The sequence below is a fragment of the Xanthomonas sp. A1809 genome (genome assembly GCF_017746015.1).
Classification (GTDB): Bacteria; Pseudomonadota; Gammaproteobacteria; order Xanthomonadales; family Xanthomonadaceae; genus Xanthomonas; species Xanthomonas euvesicatoria.
In genome coordinates, this window is record NZ_JAGHWZ010000006.1 from 80,031 (window position 1) to 100,045 (window position 20,015).

At 66.6% G+C, this 20,015-nt stretch carries 21 protein-coding genes and 1 tRNA gene; 9 read left to right on the forward strand and 13 right to left on the reverse strand.

Annotation, left to right across the window (positions count from 1 at the left end):
* The first annotated feature begins 1 nt into the window (after window position 1).
* From J7396_RS10790 to J7396_RS10800, 3 genes are all read left to right on the forward strand, one after another.
* On the forward strand, window positions 2-1,162 hold the full coding sequence (locus tag J7396_RS10790; protein WP_014091324.1) for an ABC transporter permease: 1,161 nt from the start codon (window positions 2-4) through the stop codon (window positions 1,160-1,162).
* 7 nt (window positions 1,163-1,169) lie between these two features.
* A complete protein-coding gene (locus J7396_RS10795; RefSeq protein WP_008574770.1) occupies window positions 1,170-2,495 on the forward strand; it encodes an ABC transporter permease in 1,326 nt (441 codons plus the stop codon).
* A gap of 167 nt (window positions 2,496-2,662) precedes the next feature.
* Window positions 2,663-3,778 (forward strand): alpha/beta fold hydrolase, encoded by a 1,116-nt coding sequence (locus tag J7396_RS10800; protein ID WP_209261444.1) that lies wholly within the window; start codon window positions 2,663-2,665, stop codon window positions 3,776-3,778.
* Between the two features lie 76 nt (window positions 3,779-3,854).
* Here J7396_RS10800 and rarD read toward each other — a convergent pair whose 3' ends face one another.
* A complete protein-coding gene (gene rarD / locus J7396_RS10805; protein WP_109290482.1) occupies window positions 3,855-4,763 on the reverse strand; it encodes an EamA family transporter RarD in 909 nt (302 codons plus the stop codon).
* Window positions 4,760-5,704: a drug/metabolite exporter YedA gene (gene yedA, locus J7396_RS10810; RefSeq protein WP_209261445.1), complete on the reverse strand. Its 945-nt coding sequence runs from the start codon at window positions 5,702-5,704 to the stop codon at window positions 4,760-4,762. Before yedA ends, rarD begins: the two co-directional genes overlap by 4 nt.
* A 31-nt stretch (window positions 5,705-5,735) precedes the next feature.
* Between yedA and J7396_RS10815 the strand changes: the two genes are divergently transcribed.
* The gene (locus J7396_RS10815) at window positions 5,736-6,209 is read left to right on the forward strand and encodes a Rap1a/Tai family immunity protein (RefSeq protein WP_046932093.1); all 474 of its coding nucleotides are present in this window, start codon (window positions 5,736-5,738) and stop codon (window positions 6,207-6,209) included.
* A gap of 336 nt (window positions 6,210-6,545) precedes the next feature.
* Here J7396_RS10815 and J7396_RS10820 read toward each other — a convergent pair whose 3' ends face one another.
* From J7396_RS10820 to rocF, 7 genes are all read right to left on the reverse strand, one after another.
* Window positions 6,546-8,237 carry a M28 family metallopeptidase gene (locus J7396_RS10820; protein WP_209261446.1) on the reverse strand — a complete coding sequence of 564 codons (1,692 nt, stop codon included), beginning with the start codon at window positions 8,235-8,237 and terminating at the stop codon, window positions 6,546-6,548.
* A 361-nt stretch (window positions 8,238-8,598) separates the two neighbouring features.
* Window positions 8,599-9,543, reverse strand: a complete 945-nt coding sequence (locus J7396_RS10825) for an MBL fold metallo-hydrolase (RefSeq protein WP_008576427.1) — start codon at window positions 9,541-9,543, stop codon at window positions 8,599-8,601.
* A 128-nt stretch (window positions 9,544-9,671) separates the two neighbouring features.
* Window positions 9,672-10,961 carry a tryptophan--tRNA ligase gene (locus J7396_RS10830; RefSeq protein WP_071117705.1) on the reverse strand — a complete coding sequence of 430 codons (1,290 nt, stop codon included), beginning with the start codon at window positions 10,959-10,961 and terminating at the stop codon, window positions 9,672-9,674.
* A 166-nt stretch (window positions 10,962-11,127) separates the two neighbouring features.
* Window positions 11,128-11,337: a CsbD family protein gene (locus J7396_RS10835; protein ID WP_003486601.1), complete on the reverse strand. Its 210-nt coding sequence runs from the start codon at window positions 11,335-11,337 to the stop codon at window positions 11,128-11,130.
* A gap of 227 nt (window positions 11,338-11,564) precedes the next feature.
* Window positions 11,565-11,699 carry an entericidin A/B family lipoprotein gene (locus J7396_RS10840; protein ID WP_005914328.1) on the reverse strand — a complete coding sequence of 45 codons (135 nt, stop codon included), beginning with the start codon at window positions 11,697-11,699 and terminating at the stop codon, window positions 11,565-11,567.
* A gap of 74 nt (window positions 11,700-11,773) precedes the next feature.
* Window positions 11,774-11,926 carry an entericidin A/B family lipoprotein gene (locus J7396_RS10845; RefSeq protein ID WP_011348912.1) on the reverse strand — a complete coding sequence of 51 codons (153 nt, stop codon included), beginning with the start codon at window positions 11,924-11,926 and terminating at the stop codon, window positions 11,774-11,776.
* Between the two features lie 106 nt (window positions 11,927-12,032).
* On the reverse strand, window positions 12,033-12,956 hold the full coding sequence (gene rocF / locus J7396_RS10850) for an arginase (protein WP_008576436.1): 924 nt from the start codon (window positions 12,954-12,956) through the stop codon (window positions 12,033-12,035).
* Window positions 12,957-13,276: 320 nt separating this feature from the next.
* On the opposite strand from rocF, the gene J7396_RS10855 reads away from it, so the two are divergent.
* The 5 genes from J7396_RS10855 to tmk all read left to right on the forward strand — a co-directional run bounded on the left by J7396_RS10855 (window position 13,277) and on the right by tmk (window position 16,856).
* Window positions 13,277-13,729, forward strand: a complete 453-nt coding sequence (locus J7396_RS10855) for a roadblock/LC7 domain-containing protein (RefSeq protein WP_008576438.1) — start codon at window positions 13,277-13,279, stop codon at window positions 13,727-13,729.
* A gap of 63 nt (window positions 13,730-13,792) precedes the next feature.
* Window positions 13,793-14,152 (forward strand): hypothetical protein, encoded by a 360-nt coding sequence (locus J7396_RS10860; protein ID WP_003486613.1) that lies wholly within the window; start codon window positions 13,793-13,795, stop codon window positions 14,150-14,152.
* A 96-nt stretch (window positions 14,153-14,248) separates the two neighbouring features.
* Complete coding sequence (locus J7396_RS10865) at window positions 14,249-15,166, forward strand: hypothetical protein (protein WP_008576439.1); 918 nt, start codon at window positions 14,249-14,251, stop codon at window positions 15,164-15,166.
* Entirely contained in the window at window positions 15,163-15,705 is a 543-nt protein-coding gene (locus J7396_RS10870; RefSeq protein WP_003486615.1) for a GTPase, read from the forward strand. The genes J7396_RS10865 and J7396_RS10870 overlap by 4 nt, the downstream gene beginning before the upstream one ends.
* 470 nt (window positions 15,706-16,175) lie before the next feature.
* Window positions 16,176-16,856 (forward strand): dTMP kinase, encoded by a 681-nt coding sequence (gene tmk, locus J7396_RS10875; RefSeq protein WP_209261447.1) that lies wholly within the window; start codon window positions 16,176-16,178, stop codon window positions 16,854-16,856.
* Window positions 16,857-17,158: 302 nt separating this feature from the next.
* Here tmk and J7396_RS10880 read toward each other — a convergent pair.
* From J7396_RS10880 to birA, 4 genes are all read right to left on the reverse strand, one after another.
* Window positions 17,159-17,234, reverse strand: a tRNA-Thr gene (locus tag J7396_RS10880).
* Between the two features lie 32 nt (window positions 17,235-17,266).
* The gene (locus J7396_RS10885; RefSeq protein WP_083347927.1) at window positions 17,267-18,178 is read right to left on the reverse strand and encodes an SPOR domain-containing protein; all 912 of its coding nucleotides are present in this window, start codon (window positions 18,176-18,178) and stop codon (window positions 17,267-17,269) included.
* 9 nt (window positions 18,179-18,187) lie between these two features.
* The gene (locus tag J7396_RS10890; RefSeq protein ID WP_014091334.1) at window positions 18,188-18,916 is read right to left on the reverse strand and encodes a type III pantothenate kinase; all 729 of its coding nucleotides are present in this window, start codon (window positions 18,914-18,916) and stop codon (window positions 18,188-18,190) included.
* Complete coding sequence (gene birA, locus J7396_RS10895; protein WP_031424681.1) at window positions 18,913-19,929, reverse strand: bifunctional biotin--[acetyl-CoA-carboxylase] ligase/biotin operon repressor BirA; 1,017 nt, start codon at window positions 19,927-19,929, stop codon at window positions 18,913-18,915. The genes J7396_RS10890 and birA overlap by 4 nt, the downstream gene beginning before the upstream one ends.
* Between the last annotated feature and the right edge of the window lie 86 nt (window positions 19,930-20,015).

The following is a 20,015-nucleotide window of genomic DNA, read 5'->3' on the forward strand; positions in this document are numbered from 1 at the left end:
CATGAAGTATCTCTCGCTGGTATGGGCGCAGTTGTTCCGCAGCAAGACCCGCACCTTGCTGACCTTGCTCTCGGTGGTCGCGGCGTTTTTATTGTTCGGCATGCTCGATTCGGTGCGCGTGGCCTTTACCTCCGGCGGCAGCGTCAGCGGCGTGGACCGGCTGGTGGTGGCATCGCGCTTGTCGATCACCCAATCGCTGCCGATCAATCTGGAAAACCAGATCCGCAGCGTGCCGGGCGTGCGCGATGTGACCTCGGCAATGTGGTTCGGCGGCATCTACCGCGACCCGAAGAACTTTTTCCCGAATTTTTCGGTGGCGCCCAATTTCTTCGATGTGTACAGCGAATACCAGTTGCCCAAGGACCAGCTCAAGGCGTTCCAGACCACACGCACCGGCGCGATCGTTGGCGAAAGCCTGGCCAAGGAAAATGGCTGGAAGATCGGCGACACCATTCCGCTGCAGGCCACCATCTTTCCGCGCGGCGGCAGCAACGACTGGCCGCTGCAACTGGTCGGCATCTTCCGCATGAAAGACCGCACCGTGGCCGCCAACCAGGAACGCCAGTTGATGATGAACTGGAAGTACTTCGACGAGTCCAACGACTACATCAAAAGCAGGGTGAGTTGGTACACGGTGACGTTGCGCAACGCCGACCAGGCATCGCGCGTGGCGCAGGCCATCGATGCGTTGTCGGCCAACTCCGACCATGAAACCAAGTCGCAGACCGAATCGGCATTTCAGCAAGCCTTCGTCAAGCAGTTTGCCGATATCGGCTTGATCGTCACCTCGATCATGGCCGCGGTGTTTTTCACCTTGCTGCTGCTGACCGGCAACACCATGGCACAGGCCGTGCGCGAGCGGATTCCGGAGCTGGCCACGCTCAAGACGCTGGGCTTTCAGGACCGCACCGTGCTGAGCCTGGTGATGGTGGAGTCGATGTTGCTGATCGGCCTGGGCGGGCTGATCGGCATGGGGCTGGCGGCGCTGGTGATCCCGGCGGTTGCAGCGCGCAGCGGCGGCCTGATGCCGACCCAGACCGTGCCGCTGCAGACCTGGCTTGTCGCGGTCGGGCTGATGGCCGGCATCGGCATCGTGGTGGGTGTGCTGCCGGCATTACGCGCGCAGCGCTTGAAGATCGTCGATGCACTCGCCGGCCGCTGACAGGAGCATGCACATGCAACGCAAATGGAAAGATCGTGGGGTCAACGCGCTGTCGGTCGTGCTGCTGGCAATCGGGCTGGCGGCCTGGATCGCACTGCCGTGGATGGTGCTGCTGCCGATCGGTGGATTGCTGGCGGTGTGGCTGGTGGCCACACGCAGCGGCAGGCTCTCGCTGGCGGCCGCACGCATCGGCATCGCCACGCTGCCGCAGCGCTGGGGGTCCAGCTCGGTGATCGTGGTCGGCATTGCCGGCGTGGTCGGCGTGCTGGTGGCGATGCTGGCAATGGGCCAGGGCTTTCAGGCCACGCTCAACAGCACCGGCGACGACACCACCGCGATCGTCCTGCGCGGCGGTTCGCAGGCGGAGACCAACTCGGTGATCACCCGCGACCTGGTGCCGCTGATCGGCAGCCTGCCCGGCATTGCGGCCGATGCCAATGGCCGCCCGATGCTGTCGCCGGAATTGTCGCAAGTGGTGAACATCGCCTCCCGCGCCGACGGCACCGACGTCAACGCACAACTGCGTGGCGTGGGCGAACAGGCCTGGGCCGTGCATGACAAGGTCAAGATCGTGCAGGGCCGCCGCTTCAACACCGGCCTGCGCGAAATGGTGGTGGGCAAGGGCGCGTTGAACCAGTTCCGCGGACTGGAGCTGGGCAAGACCCTCACGCTTGGCAGCCAGCAGTGGACGGTGGTGGGCGTGTTCGCCTCCGGCGATGCGCACGATTCGGAGTTGTGGACCGACGCGCAGACGCTGGCCACCACCTACAACCGCAGTGCCTATCAGTCGATCAGCGTGCGCACCAACGGCAAGGCAGGCTTCAGCGCGTTCAAGACCGCCATGGCCGCCGATCCGCGGCTCAAGCTGGATGTGGAAACCACCCGCGCCTACTACGGCAAACAGGGCGGCGGCCTGAACAAGCTGATCAACATCCTGGGCACGGTGATCGGGGCGATCATGGCAGTGGGCGCGGTATTCGGCGCGCTCAACACCATGTATGCGGCGGTGGCCACGCGCGCGCGCGAGATCGCCACCATGCGTGCGATCGGCTTTCGCGGCACGCCGGTGATCATGGCGCTGATGCTGGAAACCATGCTGCTGGCATTGCTGGGCGGGCTGCTGGGCGGCGCGATCGCCTGGGCGGTGTTCAACGGCTACACCGTCTCCACGCTGGGCAGCAACTTCAGCCAGGTGGTCTTCCAGTTCAAGGTCTCGCCGGAGCTGCTCTGGAGCGGGCTGAAGTGGGCGCTGGGCATCGGCCTGGTGGGCGGACTGTTTCCCGCGCTGCGTGCGGCGCGTCTGCCGATTACCACGGCGCTGCGTGAGGTGTAGGCGGGCCTTGGCCCGCCGGGAATCGGGAATGGTGACAGCCGCGGCAAAGCGCACGGCGGCGGCTGAACGTATTGCAGGCTGTCATGGTTCTGTCACCGCAGTGCGGTAGATGCGCCAGCCGGGCAGGCCGTAGCCTGCTCGGCCGTTTGCTCCATCGATCGATCGCCATGACGCGCCTGCTTCTGCTGGTCTGCGCCTGCCTGTGGCTGGCCGGCTGCTCCTCTTCTTCGACCTCGCTCAGCGAGCGCCTGGTTGCGCCCGGTGGTACCTCGCCGCTGCTGGACGAAGAACGCATTGCCGCCACCATCGCCACGGTGCCCAATCGCAGCGGGCATGTGGTGACGCGCGATGGCGTGCCGATCTTCTGGCGCGCGATCGACCCCGGCCAGTACGCCATGCACTATCGCTACACGGGGCAGCGCAGTGACCCGGCGCATGCGCTGGATGTGGATTTCAGTTTCAAGGCACCGACTGCCAAACCGCCGGCGCCGCGCGGCACGGTGGTGCTGCTGCACGGCTGGATGATGGATGGCGACTCGCTGCTGCCCTGGTCGCTGCAGCTTGCGCAGGCCGGCTACCGCGTGGTCACCATCGATCTGCGCAACCATGGTCATTCCGGCGGCGGGCCGTCCGGCTACGGCACGCGCGAGTCCGACGACGTCATCGATGTGCTCGACGCCCTGCAACCACGCGGCGAAATCCGCGGGCCGCTGTATCTGTTCGGCATTTCCTACGGCGCGGCCACCGCGCTGTTTACGGCCGACAAACTCGGCCCGCGCGTAACCGGCGTGGTGGCGATGGAATCCTTCGCCAATGCCGGGCGCGGCATCCGCGACATGGTGCCGCACCTGCTCGCCAGCCAGCCGCACGGGTGGCGTGGGCGGGCGGTGGCGGCGTATGCACGCTGGCGCTATGCCGACCAGAATATCGACGCGGTGATTGCAGCGGCCGACACCCAGCTCAAGCTGGACCTGGACCGTGTCGATGTCGCGCACGCCCTGGCCGACACGCGCAGCTGCGTGCTGCTGTTGCACGGCGATGCCGATCAGCACATTCCGGTGGCGCATGGCCGCGCACTGGCCCTGGCCAGCGCGCGTGCGCATTACCTCGAACTGCCGGGCGAAAACCATTTGAGCCTGCCGCTACGGCTGGACGTGCTCGGCGGGCCGATCGACCAATGGCTGGCACAGGTGCACCAAGACCCCAGCCATTGCCCTGCACCGCAGGCGCTGCCCGCGTCCACGCTGGCAGTGGCCAGCCCGTTGGCGCCGCCGCGCAGTTGAGCACGGCAATCGCGCACGCTGACGCGAAGCAATCGCACTGATGAATGCCACACGCACTGCGTGCAGGGTGGCTGACTTAGCGCGTCAGCACCGGCTGCCGCGACCGCACCACGCTGTCGCCGACAAACAACAGCAAACCCACCCAGATCGCGGCAAAGCCCATCGCGCGCCCCTGATCGAACGGCTCGTGGAAGAACCACACGCCCAGCAGCAACTGCAGGCTCGGCGCGATGTATTGCAGGATGCCCACCAACGACAGCGGAATGCGCCGCACACCGTAGGCGAAACCGATCAACGGCAGCGCCGTCACCACGCCACCGAAGATCAGCATCGCGTCGGTCCGCAGGCTCCAGCCGCTCAGGAACGCGCCGCCGTGGCCCTGCTCGCCCCACGCCGCCAGCAGCAACGCCGGCACGAACAGGTACACGCTTTCCACGCCCAGCCCGGCCACCGGATCCACCGCCACCAATTTGCGCAGCAGCCCGTAAATACCGAAGGACACCGCCAGCCCCAACGCAATCCACGGCGGCGCGCCGGCATCGATGGTCAGCCACAGCACGCCCGCTGCCGCACAGGCCACCGCCACCCACTGGATGCGGCGCAGGCGCTCTTTCAACACCAGCACGCCCAGCAAGACGCTCAGCAGCGGGTTGATGAAGTATCCCAGGCTGGCCTCGATCACATGCCCGGCGTTGATCGCCCAGATGTACAGGCCCCAATTGAACGCGATCGCCACGCTGCTGCCGGCCAGCATGCGCAGCGCGCGGGGCTGCGCCGCGATGCTGCGCCACCAACGCAGGCCCGAGCTCGCCAGCAGCCAGGCCACCACCAGCACCGTGCTCCACACGATGCGGTGGGCGATGATCTGCAGCGACGGCACCGCCTTGAGCAGATGCCAGTACACCGGCACCAGCCCCCACAGCACGAAGGTGGAGGCGGTGATCAACAACCCGCGGCGTGCTTCCTGCGACGACACCGCGCTCATCGCCGCGCCTTGGCAAAGGTGACCACCAGCACGCCGGCCAGGATCACCGCCATCGCACCGATGTCCTGCGCGCTGAAGCGCTCATGGCCGAGCCAGGCACCCAGGCTGACCGCAATCACCGGGTTGACGTAGGCGTAGCTACCGGCGAGCGCAGGCCGCACGTGATGCAGCAGCCACACGTAGGCGGTAAACGCCACGATCGAGCCGAACACGCACAGGTACGCCACCGCCAGCAGTCCTTGCGGGCTCAGCCACACCTGCGGGCGCTCGCCGATCAGCAGGCCGGTACTGACCAGCAGCACGCCGCCGCACACCATCTGCCCGGCAGCGGTCATGAACGGCGAAGGCAGATCGCGCCCGCGCGACCACACCGACCCGAATGCCCAGCCGATCGGTGCGATCAGCAGCAACACCAAGCCAACCGGCGTCGCGGTCAGGCTGCTGCCGGCGTTGAGCCACACCACGCCCACAAAGCCGATCACGATGCCCAGCCATTCGCCGCCGCTGGCATGCTGCCCGCGCAATGCGCCGAACAAGGCCATCCACAACGGCACCGACGCCACCGCCGTGGCGGCCAGCCCGGACGACACGCTGCGCTCGGCCAGCACCACCATGCCGTTGCCGAGCAGCAGCAACGCCGCACCCATCAGCGCCACGTTCTTCCACTGCGCGCGCGTTGGCGCCGCCACACCGCGCCAGCGCAGCACGCTGTAGAGCACGCTACCGGCGACGATGAAACGTGCCCCGGACACCATCGTCAGCGGCTGCGCGCCACCTTCCAGCGCAAAGCGGATCGCCAGATAGGTCGAGCCCCACACCACGTAGACCAGCAACAAGGCGAGAACGACTAACCCGCTGCGCGCAGGCGCGGCAGCATCGTGAGAGGAAGACATCGGAACAGTGCCAGGCAGTGCAGCGGAACCTTCGATTCTAGAGCACATGCCAAAGCCCACGCCGCACCCCGGTCGCGCTATGGTGCACTTCCCACCGCATCCGAGCGTGCAGATGCAGCACCCTCTTCGCTGGCTGGCCCTGGCCGCCTTGTTCGCAACGTCCGCCACGGCATCGGCGCGTGCCCCCGAGCCGTGGGAACTCAGCGGCCGCAAGCTGATCGACGCCGGACTGGACGGATCGCTTGCGCCAGAAATCACCGCGCCGGAGCAACGCGAGTTCAAGGTGCTTGTTTCAGCCAGCCGCGCCGGTGCGTATCTGCTCGGCGTCGCCAGCGCCAGCTATCGCACCGGCTGGTGCATGCCGGCGGGCAGCACCGGCTCGCCCGATCTGCAGGCGGTCATCGCCGATATCGGCGCGCTGCCCGATACACGCCAGGCCCAGGCCGCACCCGACTTGATCGTCCAGGCGCTGGCAAAGCGCTATCCGTGCAGCGGCGGCGACAAAAGCACGCGTGCCGGCGGCGGCAACTCACCCAACGCCGCCAAGCCGTAGGCACGCCTATGCGCAGTCGTTCAATGCCATGGCATTGATCACAATGCCAGCCTGTGTACCGAGCAACGACAAACGTCCCGAGCGGCCGTCTGATGAGCGTGGACGGCGCGCGGGATCCGCACACGCACAAGCAACTGCAGGCCACCGGGCAGCGGCTGCGTTCGCTTGGCGTAGCGCTCAGTCATCCGATGCGCATGGACAGCGTGCAGGACCCCGAATGTATGAGCGCACATGCCGCATCGAATCCAGCTGCGCCCGTCTGGCGATCAGCGCAGTCGTCTTGGTCGCTGCGCTTGGCCTCTCTCGAGGGCACGGCGCCCTCTCGCTCCTGCGCGCTTACTTGCGCACCGCATCGCTCTTGGCACGGATCGCCTTGAATTCCGAGCCATCCTGCCAGCTCGGCCACTGCCGGCCATTGGCCAACGCCACGCCCACGGCGTACACCAGCGTGGTATCGGCGGCATGGCCGCTGGCATCCCATTGCGGGGTCCAGCGATCGCACGGCTGGTGGTAGCAATCGGCGAAATACTTTTCGCGCAGTGCCTTGCCTGCCGCGACGCCGCCGTCGAGCATGTCCAGGCCGGGGCCGGCGGTGATCGCCGGCACACCCATGCGCGCGAACGCGAAATGATCGGCGCGGTAGAAGAAGCCTGCTTCCAGATTCGGATCCGGCAAATAGCTGCGACCACGCGCCTTGGCGGCGGTTTCCAGATCGCCTTCCAGCGACACCCGCCCACGTCCCCACGAGGCGATGTCGCGGGTCGGGCCATTGGGGCTGAACATTTCCATGTTGAGCACGGCCACGGTCTTGTCCAGCGGCGCCAGCGGATGCGCGGCGTAGTAATTGGCGCCGAGCAGGCCCTTTTCTTCGGCAGTCAGCGCAATGAAGTACAACGTGCGCTGCGGCTTGGGGCCGGCTGCGAACACGCGCGCCAGTTCCAGCACGCTGGCCACGCCGGTGGCGTTGTCCACGGCGCCGCGTCGAATCGTATCGCCACCGGCATCGGCCTTGCCGATCCCGAATGCATCCCAGTGTGCGGAGAAGATCACCGTCTCATCCGGATGCCGGCTGCCGGTGAGTTTGGCCACCACGTTATGCGTCACCACACGCTCGCGCTTGAGCTTGAAATTCACCGACAACGCCGCATCGCCCAGTGCCACGGGCGCGAAGTCGCGCTGCTGCGCACGTGCCTTGGCCTGTTCGAAATCCAGGCCGGCCTGCTTGAACAACGACACCGCCAATGCACGCTGCATCCAGCCGCGCACCGGCACGTGCTGCGCGCGGGCATCGGCATCGCTGCGCTCGATGTCGAACAACGGCGACATGCCCGAGCTCTGCACCGTGGCCCAGCCATACGCCGCCGGCGCCGTCTCGTGCACGATCAATACCCCGGCCGCACCGCGCCGCGCCGCCTCTTCGTACTTGTAGGTCCATCGGCCGTAATAGGTCACGGCCTTGCCGTCGAATGCGCCCGGCTGCGGCGATTCGAAATCGGCATCGTTGATCAGCACCACCGCAATCTTGCCGCGCAGGTCCACGCCCTTGTAGTCGTCCCATTGGCGCTCCGGCGCACTGATGCCGTAGCCGACGAAGACCAGTGGCGCGTTCTTCAACGCGACCGCCTGCTGCGGACGCAGGCTTTGCAGGGTCACATCGTTGCCATTGACCAGCGCCTGGGTCTTGCCCCCGACGCGCAGGCTTGCGCGCACCGGGCCATCCACCTGCGCGCGCACCAGCGGCACGGCCTGGGTCCAGCTGCCCTGCTCGCCGCCTGGCTCCAGGCCGGCCGCCTTGAATTGCTCCACCAGGTAATCGACCGTGCGCTGCTCACCGGCGCTGGCCGGCGCGCGCCCTTCGAATTCGTCCGACGCCAGCAAGCGCACGTGACGCGACAATGCCTCGGCATCGATGCCGCCGCCCGGCAGATCGTTGGCGGCCTGCGCCACACCTCCTACAAACAGGCAGGCAGACAACAGCAGGATGCGCATCGGATTCACGGTGAGGCCTTGCAACGGTAGATGACACATAGTTTACAAGCGTGCGACCAACACCGGAGCGCAATGACACGAGAATGCAGTCGATCGCATGCATGGCCAAGCGCGGATGATCTCCGGTGTGGCTGCAGGGCGCTTGCCCGTGCGCCATCAAGATGGTCGGTGTGCACTGCTTTCAACAACACCACCAGCCAACGTTCTGGTGCGGTGTCCTCACCGATTGCGGGACCGTTGGCGGCATGGATGCCGCCATCGAGCCCCCATGGACGGGTTCACGGCGTGTCCCGCCAGCGGTGAGGGCACCGCGTACCCGACTGATCCGGCCTTAGCTGCACCAGAACGACGCGACCACGCACTACAGCGTTGGAGAGGGTGTGTCACCCCTCAACCAGCGCTAACGCATGCGCGCTGCACGATCCAGCCAACAGCCCAGCCCTTGCGCGTTGAGTTCGATGTCCGTTGCCAGCAGTTGCTCCACGGCGGCATCGTCCAACCGACATCCATGTTGGCGTGCGCGTTCCAGATACAATTCGGTCAATGCCGCCACCATGCAGCGATGCCGGTCCGGACGCTGCGCGCAGCCCAGCGCAATGTCGGTCATCGCATGAATCTGCTCGCCCAGCGCCCGCGCCAACGGTTCTGGCGAGGTGACACGGCCGTAATGGGTCAGATACATCGCCTCTGGTGCGGCGTCCATCAGGCGCGCGATCGACTGCAGCATGGCCTCGGGTTCGAATTGCACCGGCGAGGACGTCGGCACGATGAAAGCGCCACGCGCACTGTCCAACTGGCGATACGACAGGCCGAAGGTGTCGCCGGTGAACCAGCTGCGGCTGCGCGCATCCCACACGCACAGATGATGGCGCGCATGTCCAGGCGTCTCGACGGTGCGCAGCGCGCGCTTGCCCAGCATCACGGTATGACCCTCGCCGGCCGCGACCACGCGCTCGGCCGGCACCGGCTCGATAACGCCGTAATGGCGCGCCATGTCCGCCTCGCCATACACCGCGGTGGCGCCGGCAATCAGCCGCGCAGGGTCGATCAGGTGCGGCGCACCGCGCGGATGCACCAGCACCTGCGCATTGGGCAAATGCCGCAACAAGGCTCCTGCACCGCCAGCATGATCCAGATGCACATGGGTCAGGATCAACCACTCCACCTGCGCTGGCGCCAACCCGGCCGCCTGCACCGCGGCCAGCATCTGCGGGACCGACAGCGAGGTACCGCAATCGATCAAGGCGGCCTGCTGCGCTTGGACCACCAGATACGCCGCATCGAATTGCACGCCGCCAAAGCCGGTATCGATGGTGTGGATGTTGAACTCGGCTGTCGCTGTCATTCGCACCCCGCGGCGGCTGTCGAAACTGCAGTGTAGGCCCAAGCCTGGCGTCGCGGTCGCGCATGTCGCCACAGGCAGGACCTACGCAACCGCAACAACCCACCTCGACGCCTGTTGCGCCGCGCAGCTCACGCCTCGCGCAAGGCATCCATCGCGGCAACAATCACGTCGGCATCCACCTGCGCATGCACGCCCGGCAGCTGCAGATCGCTGGCTTGGGTGGCCTGCTTCAACCGTGCGATCACCTGTCCGGCATCGCGTGGCGAAGCGAAGCCATCGCTCTGCAGCAGCAATGCACCCGCGCCATCGTTCAACTTGAAATAGAACTGCCCATCGCTTTCACGATATTGCTTGAACACCGGCAGTGCGACCTTTTCGCTGGACTGCACCGCCGCGGTGGCGGCCTGGCTGGACAGATCGCGCAAGCCCACCGCATCGCGCAACTCGGCCAGCAGGGGAGTGGCATAGCGCGCGCGCAGACGTGCACCACCGGCGCGCAGGATCGCTTCGATCTTGGCTGGCTCTGCCATCAACGCCTCGTAGCGCATACGCAGCGGCGCAATCTCTTGATCGATCCGCTCAAACAACTGCTGCTTGGCATCGCCCCAGCCGATGCCGTCGGCAAACGCCTGCGCAAAGGCGGCAGATTCCTGCGGTGTGGCAAATGCCTGGTACAGCTGAAACAACGCCGACCCCTGCGTCTCCTTGGCTTCGCCCGGGGCGCGCGAATCGGTCAGGATGGAAAACACCAGCTTGCGCAATTCCTCGCGCGGTGCAAACAGTGGAATGGTGTTGCTATAGCTCTTGCTCATCTTGCGGCCATCAAGGCCTGGCAAGGTGGACACCTGCTCGTCGATCACCGCTTCGGGCAAGGTGAAAAAGTCGCGCCCGTAGACATGATTGAAACGCTGCGCGAAATCGCGCGCCATTTCGATGTGCTGGATCTGGTCGCGCCCCACCGGCACCTTGTGCGCATTGAAGATCAGGATATCGGCCGCCATCAGCACCGGATACATGAACAAGCCTGCGGTGACGCCGGCATCCTCGTCCTCGCCATCGGCGCGGTTCTTGTCCACCGCCGCCTTGTAGGCATGCGCGCGATTGAGGATGCCCTTGCCGGCCACGCAGGTCAGCAACCACATCAACTCGGTGGTCTCGGGCACATCGGACTGCCGGTAGAACCACACCTTGTCCGGATCCAGGCCGCAGGCCAGCCAGGTGGCGGCGATTTCCAGTGTCGAACGCTGCGTGCGCGCCGGGTCCTGCGCCTTGATCAGGCTGTGCAGATCGGCCAGGAAATAGAAGCTCTCCGTATCGGCACCTGCACTGGCCTGGATGGCCGGGCGGATTGCACCGACATAATTGCCCAGGTGCGGGGTGCCGGAGGTGGTGATGCCGGTAAGGACACGGGTGGTCATCTACGTCATGCCAGGGTGGGGTAGCCCCCAAGTTTAGCGGTTCCGCACTTTTGCCACCGCCGCAGGCGCCGGGGAGTTGGCTCCACGCTCGAACGCAGAACGGGCCGCACCAGGCGGCCCGTCGTCTGCAAGCTGCTCGCCTCAACGGCGGCAGACCCGCGCACCCTCAGGTGTCGTCGCGCAACGACTTTTCGAACGCGCGCACTTCGGTCTGGGCGCGATCGCGATCCCAGCCATAGCGCTCCTGGAGCTTGCCCTGCAGATATTCGGCATTGCCTTCGGCAACCTTGAAATCGTCGTCGGTAAGATCGCCCCACTTCGCCTGGGCCTTGCCCTTCAACTGGGTCCACTTGCCGGAAATGATGTCACTGTTCATGCGATGACTCCGCTGATGCGGTCGCGATTGACCGTGGTGCCAGCGTGCCCACGCGGGCGTTGGTCCGGGATCAAAAGGTGTCAAACCGCCGATCACCGCACTGAACCGTTGCCTACTCCCGCCGCTGGTCGCACTGCATGTTGCATGCGTCGACGGAGGCCGCCTTGCACGTAAAGCACGCACAAAAAACGGGCCTTGCGGCCCGTTTTTTTGCATGCGGCGTCGGATTACTTACGCGCTGCGTCTTCCACCTTCTCGCCAGCGCCCTGCACGTCCTTGCCGGCGCCCGCGACGGTGTTGCAACCCGCCAGCATTCCCACCGACAACATCGACAGCACCAGCAGCACAATTGCACGCTTCATAACACACTCCTCAGGGGTAAAGCGGCGCGTTGCCGCAGATCGATCAATTCAACAAGGCCACGCGATGTGACGGATCAGCACTTACCGTCGCTGCATTTTTCGGCCGTTTTCTCGACCTTGTCGCCCGCACCCTGCATGTCCTTGCCGGCGCCGGCCACGGTGTTGCAGCCCGTCATCACGCCGGCCGAAAACAGGCCCAGCACCATCAGTGTCAGCAGTCGCTTCATCGCTTGTCCTCGTTCTATCACGGTGCCAGCTCACCCGGCTTGGCGCCAAATCTGACTGCGCGGCCGTGGATTTGATGTGAACGCGTCCCGGTGCGCTCGGTCCGGATCAATCCCGCATCAGCGTCGACTTGCCGAACAGGCTCTCGACCAGATCCACCGCCAGTTCGGCGGTCGCATTGCGGTTGTCCAGCACCGGGTTGAGTTCGACGATATCCAACGAGCCCATGCGCCCGGTGTCGGCAATCATTTCCATCACCAGTTGCGCCTCGCGGTAGTTGGGGCCACCGGGCACCGTGGTGCCCACGCCCGGCGCGATGCTGGGGTCGAGGAAGTCCACATCGAAACTCACGTGCAGGTGGGTATCGGCGCTCATGCCCTGCAACGCCGCTTCCATGGTGCGCTTCATACCGGCTTCGTCGATGTAGCGCATGTCGTACACATCGATGCGGTGCTGCTTGATCAGCCGCTTTTCCTCCGGGTCCACCGAGCGGATGCCGATCTGCCGCACCTGCTCGGGCAACAACGCCGGCGCACTGCCGCCCAGGTGGGTCAGCGACTCGGGCCCCAGCCCGCACAGGCAGGCCACCGGCATGCCGTGCACGTTGCCCGAAGGAGTCACCTCGCTGGTGTTGAAATCCGAATGCGCATCCAGCCACAGCACCCGCAACGGCCTGCCCTGCTCGCGGCAGTACTTGGCCACCGCGGTGATCGAGCCGATACCCAGGCAATGGTCGCCACCGAGCATGATCGGCATGCGCCCGGCACGCAGTTCGGCGTAGCTGGCGTCCATCAGCGCCTGGTTCCACGCCACCACTTCGTCCAGATGCCGGTAGCCGGCCTGCGGCGCCTGCCAGGGATTGCGCGGACCATCCAGATTGCCCAGATCGCGCACCTCCACGCCGCGGCCGACCAGCGCCTCCTGCAAGCCGGCGATGCGTAGCGCCTCCGGCCCCATGCGCGCGCCGCGGTGGCCCGCGCCGATGTCGGTGGGAACGCCAATCAAGGAAACCGGCACGTACTGCGTTGCCATGCATTGCTCCAGTATCGATAAAGCCGTGCAGTCTAGTTGCCCGCCCGCACAGTGACGCGCGGCAGCGCAGCACGCATGTCGCCCGTACTGAACAGTGCGAGCAAACGCAAGGTTTAGATCTGCCTCTTCGCGCCGCTATCGTGACGTACCAAGGCACTTTGTGGCGCACCGGACTTTGCCGATTCTGCCTGTCTGACCGCCCAGTTAAGCACCACGGGCGAGCGTGACAGCCTGCTCGGATCCGGGTGGTATGGTGCGCCGCCCGGCGCGGCACACCACGCACGTACGCGCCCGGGCCATCACGCAACAGGGGGATTTTCATGCCGCACAACGCCGTCAACCAGGTCGTCAAGGCTGCCGTAGGCGAAGTCCCGCGGGCGTTGCATTTCTACGATCTGCAGCGCATCGGTCACGAGTTTGCGCAGACCATCGAACGTGAGCCGGGCATCCGCCTGTTGATGCTTTCCACGGCCGACGGGCGCGCCATCACCGAGCGTTCCAGCCTGGACGTGGACAGTCGCCGGCTTGCCGCGATGGCCAATTCGTTCCTGACCCTGGGCGAGACCCTGGCGCGCGAATCCAGCCTGAAAGAGGCCGATTACGCCACCGTCAGCACGCGTGCCGGGCAGCTGGTGCTGATCCGCATCCGCGCCGACAAGCCGCTGACGCTCACCGCAGTGGGCAGTGGCGACATCAATGCCGCTGCGCTGTTGTTCAATGCGCGCGATTGCGCCGGCCGCCTCGCCACCGTGTTGACCCCGCCGCAAGGCTGAGCACCTGGCACTGTTCGTGCATGCCGCAAGGCACCCATTCCTCATCGTTTCCAAGGACCACACGTGTCAAAACTCAATCTGGAACACCTGCATTCGCTGGCCGGCTTCGTCGGCGCGGCGCTGGTCGATAGCGACAGCGGCATGGCGCTGGGCATGACCGGCGGTGCCGAGCTCAACCTGGAATTGGCGGCGGCCGGCAACACCGAAGTGGTGCGCGCCAAGCGCCGCATCGCCGAACAGCTCGGCCTGAACGACACCATCGAAGACATCCTGATCACGCTTGCACGCCAGTACCACCTGCTGCGCCCGCTGGAAAGCAACAGCACGCTGTTCCTGTACGTGGTGCTGGACCGTGCCAAGGCCAACCTGGCCATGGCCCGTCACGAGCTCAAGGCGTTCGAAAAGACCCTCGATTTCGGTTGATGCCGACAGCGCGGTGCCAGCGCATCGCCTGATCCAGCCTGCCGGTGCAGACCGGCAGGCATCTCGTAATCCAATGCGCCGCTACGGCGCCAGCTCATGACCACACCCATCAACGCCATGCGGGTCGCCACGGCCGGCCTGGACCTGCTGCACACCACACGCCTGAAACTGGCGTGCTCGCTGCTGCTCGCCGACCGCATCGACGTGCAGTTGGGCCAATGGCCGCAGCACGCGGCCGATGTGGTGGTACTGGGCCTGGACAGCGCCGATGGCTTGGCCGCCTGGCAGGCATTGCAGGGTCAACCGGTGCGGGTGCTGGTGGTGTCGCGCACGCCCGTGGCTGGCGCTTGGATCAAGCACGGCGCCACCGTGCGCGAACTCAACGAACACATGCGCCTGCTGTTGTCCTCGCCGCACGCTACCCCGGTCGCGGAGCCGGCATTGCTGCTGCGGCACTGCCGTGGCGAATTCGGTGCCGGCGCAGCGACGCTGCAGCATGCGCAGTTGCAGGTGCGTGTGGACCCGGGCAATGGCTGCGTGCAGTTGCCCGCTGGCGTGGCGCTGGCGCAGGTCATCGCCGCGCTGGACCGCTCGGGCTGGCACGTCGTGCCCGACCTTGCCGCGACCGCGTTGCCCCAACGCATTTCCTTCGAAGCGCTGTTTTTCGCCCTGCCCGAGCATCTGCGCCAGGCGCTGCCGGCAGTGGAACCCGGCCATGCGCTGCAATTGCGCCAGTGGCCGGAGTTGACTGCAGAGACCAGCTCGCCAGCCCAGTTGCTGGCCATCGCCCACCTGCATGCACGCCCCTGGCGCCCACAGGCGCTGGCCAATGCTTGCAAGCTGCCGCTGCAAACGGTGGAATGCCTGTTCGCCGCTGCACTTGCCAGCGGCCTTGCCCAGACTGCGGAGATTCCCGTGCCTGCAACGCAGCGCCGCCCAGATGGCGGCAACACGCGGTTCTTTTCCTGGGTCGCACGTCGGTTCGGCCTTTCCCTCTTCCAGGCGCAGTCATGAGTCTTCCAGCCAACAAGCTGGTGTTCGTCGGCGGCATGGGCGCCGGCAAGACCACCGCAGTGCGCTCCATCTCCGATGTGGAGCCGGTCAGCACCGAAATGCCGCTCAGCCAGGACGCCTACGGCGACAAGACCTACACCACCGTCGCGCTGGACTACAGCTCGATCGAGCTGGAAGACGGCGAGCTGCTGCATGTCTACGGTGTGCCAGGTCAGAAATACCTGGATTTCATGTGGCCACTGGTGTGCGACGGTGCGCTGGGTGTGATCGTGCTGACCAACGCACGCGACCCGCAGATGCTCACAGCCACGCTGGAGTTGTTGCGCGAGTTTTCGCAGATCGCACCCGAGGCCAGCCTGGCGGTGGGCATCACCATGACCGATGAAGTCGAGGATTTCCTGGTGCCGCCCTTTCGCGAGGCCTTGGTGGCCGAAGGCTTCCGCGTACCGGTCATGCGCGTGGATGCGCGCTCGGCCACCCAGATCACCTTCCTGGTGAAGTCGCTGCTGTCCTATCGCTACACCTCGGCGACCAGCTGATCGAAAGCGCGCCTGGCGCCGGCGCTGGGTACGGCCAGCAAGACAAGGAATCTGGTCACGACGGTGCCTGAGCGGGCGTCACGCGGGGGATGCCGCCTCTAGGGTGGCGGCGACGCGTCCGTCTTCCTTGAAGCCAAAAACACGACTCAGTCGCGAGACGCGTGTGCAGTGTGTCTGACTTGTTCAGTATGGCCCGCAGCCAGAAGTCAGGATATCGGGACATTTCCGACATCGCGCAGGACATACCGGCGATAAGCCTTTGGCAATATCCGCCACAACGCACGTCAACTCATTCTGTTTCCTCCCGTCGCGCGCCGCCGGGCACCTCACCGCAACGCTGGCGCTGCATCGTCGCGTATGCCATGTGCTCCTGCGGCTGAGTTTTGCCAGGCGCGTGTCGCGCAGACTGCACGCTCTTCATCGCCCTGCTGCCGGTTAGGTTCATCGCCACGATCAGCTAAAGTAGCGCGATGACAATCGAACTGAAGCCCGGCGGCTTGCTGATCGCCATCGAAGGCATCGACGGCGCCGGCAAGACCACGCTCGCCCGCCGCCTGGCCGCCACCCTGGACGCGGCCGGCGCGCGTGTCGTGCTGAGCAAGGAGCCCACCAACGGCCCATGGGGCACCCAGTTGCGCCAGTCCGCCGCCACCGGCCGCCTGAGTGCAGAGGAAGAAGCCGAGCTGCTCATCCGCGACCGCCACGAACACGTGGACACCTTGATCGCGCCCGCGCTGGCACGCGGCGACATCGTCATCCTGGACCGCTACTTTCCCTCGATGGTGGCCTACCAGGGCGCGGCCGGTCTGCCGCTGGACGAACTCCTGGAGCGCAACGCCTTCGCGCCGCGCCCGGACGTGCTGCTGCTGCTCGACCTGCCCCCACCCACCGGCCTGGCCCGGATCCGCGCCCGTGGCGATGCGCCCAACCACTTCGAAACCCAGGACAACCTGGAACGCTGCCGCACGATTTTTGCCGCGCTGGACTTGCCCGGCAAACACGTGGTGGACGCCAGCGCCGATGCCGACAGCGTGCTGCGCCAGGCCCACGCCATCATCGTGGCTGCATTGGCCGACCGACTGAGCGGCGATGCACACACAGACACCGGCAAGGCCGCGCTGGAACTGCTCTCGGGCGGCCGCCCGGCCTGAGTGCTGCACCTCGCATGGCGCGATCAACATCGCGCGATGCACGTGCCATGGTGCCAACCAATCGAAGTGGCGACCAAACGGAGCCGGCAGCAGCCAGCTGTGTGGATCGCGCGCTCGGAACCGGAGCGCGCGCATACGCCCGCTCACACAACGCTGAGCACGCTACCGTTCGTTGGGACAGATGGCGGCAGAGAAACGCGCCATCGTGCTTGGCAACCGGTTGATGCAAAGCTCCACACCGCATCGCGTGCTCCAACAGCAGCAACGTCGAGCGTGATTGCCACGCATGCGTGGATCGAAGATGGTGCCGACACCCGGATTCGAACTGGGGACCTACCGCTTACAAGGCGGTTGCTCTACCAACTGAGCTATGCCGGCGAAGGCATGCGCGTTGCGCGCCGGTGCGCATTCTAGCGCAGCGCGGCGCAATCTAGCGAACGCTGACGGGCGGCACCGGCAGCCCCTTGCAGGGCGTTGGTAGCCGCACTGGTGCGGACATCGATCCACCACCGCGATTGCCCGTTGCCGCTGGGCACCAGTTGCGCCGGGAATCCTGCGCCGACCAGGCTGGCCTGGCGCCGCTCGGCGCGCTCGCGGCTCTGGTACTGGCCCAGCGCCACGGTGTTGTCCTCGCCCTGCGCGATCACGTAGTAGTCGCCCATCCCGGCCGCGGCAATGCGCTTGACCAGGGCCTGCGCGGCCGCGCGATCGCCCACGTTGGGCAACATCACCCGAAACGTGCTGATGCCGGCGTCCTTGTCCTCGCGCACGTTGGCGCGACTGGCCTGCCCACGCACGCGTGCCAGCGCCGCATCGGCATCGGCGCGTGCCGCAAAAGGTCCCAGGCTGGCGCAGCGCTCTGCGGCAGGCGGGGATGGGGCGGGCGATGGTTGTGCCGCCGCCGCGGCGACGCCTTTGGCCGGTTTCGCAGCAGCGTTCGCCGCTGCCGACGTCTCAGCTGCACCGCGCGGCGCTTGCGCTGCGGCAGTGGTGGCCGATGTCGGCGCTGCAGACGTTGGCGCGGCGGGACCGGCAACTGCCGGCGTGGTCGGCGTGGGTACCGATGCAGGCCCGGATGCTGTCGATGGCGATGGCGCCGGTGCTGTCGACGCACTCTCTGCCGCAGACCCCGATCCCGTACGCGCTGCAGCCGGCAGCCCAGGCCCGCCAGCACCGGTCACTGTCGGCAGCAATTCCAGCCGCGCCACACCGGTCGGCTGCAGCGGCGCCGGCGGTGGTGCCGGTGGCGGCTGCAAGGCCCACCACAACGCCACCCCGGCATTGAGGACGATCAAAACGACGATGAGCGCGCGGACATACATGCGCCGATTCTACGGGGACGCCGCAGCGGTCGCCCACGTCGCCAGACCGTCCAGCACCAGGGCCGCGCGGAACGAGGCATCGGGCAGCAGCGGCAGCAACGGCGGCGCGCCACCGCCATGCACCAGCAGCCGCACCGGAACGCCCAGGCTGCGTTGGGCGTGCTGAAGGCTGCGCTCGATCAGCGCCACCGCCGCGCCATCGCAGCCGGAGGTCAAGGCATCGTCGGTGTCGACGGCCAGCTCGACATAATCGCCGCCGCTGGCCGGCAGTTGCACCGCGCGCGCATGCAGCGCTTCGCGCATGGTGGTCGGCGAGGCGGCGATGCGGCCGCCGCGGTGCAGGCCGTCGGCGCCGAGCACGTCGATGGTCAGTGCGGTGCCCACGCCGGCCACCAGCACCGGGGCATCGCCCCGCGCACCCAGCAACGCCAGAAAGCGGTCCACGCCGAAGCGGCTCGGGTCGGCATAAGCAATCCGGACGCCGGCGCATTCAGCGGTGGTCCGCACGATGCGCACCTGCGTAAAGCGCTCCTGCAGGCAGGCGATCATGCGTTGCGTCAATGCCGGCGCGGCCACGCTTGCGACATACGCAATACGCCCGGACGGCAGCGCCGCCAGCGCCGCCGCGTCCATCGCCTCGGCGCCATGCGCCCACGCCTGCACCTGGCCGGCACGGTTGCCGTGCAGTGGCGCGTACTTGAAGCGCGAATTTCCCAGGTCGAACAACCACTCGCTCATGCAGGTCTCACGCTCACTTCTCCGGAGTGGAACAGGCGCACCGTCTCGCCCAGTTGCACCCGCAACGCGCCGTCGGCCGCCAGGCCGAGCGCGACGCCACGATGGTGGGTGCCGGCTTCCTCGACTTGCACCGTACGCCCGTGCAAGACATCCAGGTCTGCATAACGCCCCAGGAACGGCGCCAGCCCCTGCGCCTCGAACAGGTCCAGTGCCGGCAGCAACCCGGACAGCACCGCTGCCGTCACCTGGTCGCGCGACACCGGGCCGCCGGCCAGGGTATCCAGGTCGATCCAGGGCTGGTCGATGCTGGCCGCTGCGGTCGCCGGCATGTGCACGTTCAAGCCCAGCCCGATCACTGCACGCGCGTTGCCGGCCATCTCGCCGCCGCCTTCGATCAACAGGCCGCCCAGCTTGCGCTGCCGCGCCAGCAGATCGTTGGGCCACTTCAGCCCGACATCGGCAAACCCGCAACCACGCAAAGCTTCGGCCACTGCGACCCCCACGGCCAAGCTCAGGCCTGCGAGTTGGCCCAGCCCGCCATTGAAACGGCGCGACGCCGACAGATAAATGTGCGCGCCCAGCGGCGAGGTCCATTGACGCCCGCGCCGGCCACGGCCGCCGGTCTGACGCTCGGCCAGCAGCACCGCCACGCCCTGTTCGGGCGCCGGCTGCGCCAGCAAGGTGGTGTTGGTGGATTCCAGCGTCCAGGCCACATCCAGCGCCGCCAGCCCAGCTGCCGCACCGGGGGCCATGCCGGCGCGAATACGCGCCGCGTCCAGCAGATCCAAGGGCGTGGCCAGGCGATAGCCGTCACCGGCCCGTCCTTCGATGTCGACGCCGGCCGCACGCAGATTCTGGATGCGCTTCCACACCGCCGCGCGGGTCAGCCCGGCATCGCGCGCCAACGCATCGCCGGACAACCGGCCACCGGCGAGTTTGGCCAGCAACGCACGGTCATCCACGGCTGCGGCGGGCGATGCGGCGTGAGGTGGCAACGGCGCGGGCTGCAGCACCCGGGAGGAATGCCTGCGCGACGCGGCCGGCGCGCCGCCGAGGCAACGCGCGTGATGCAACATCGACAGCCCAGACCAGGCGTGCG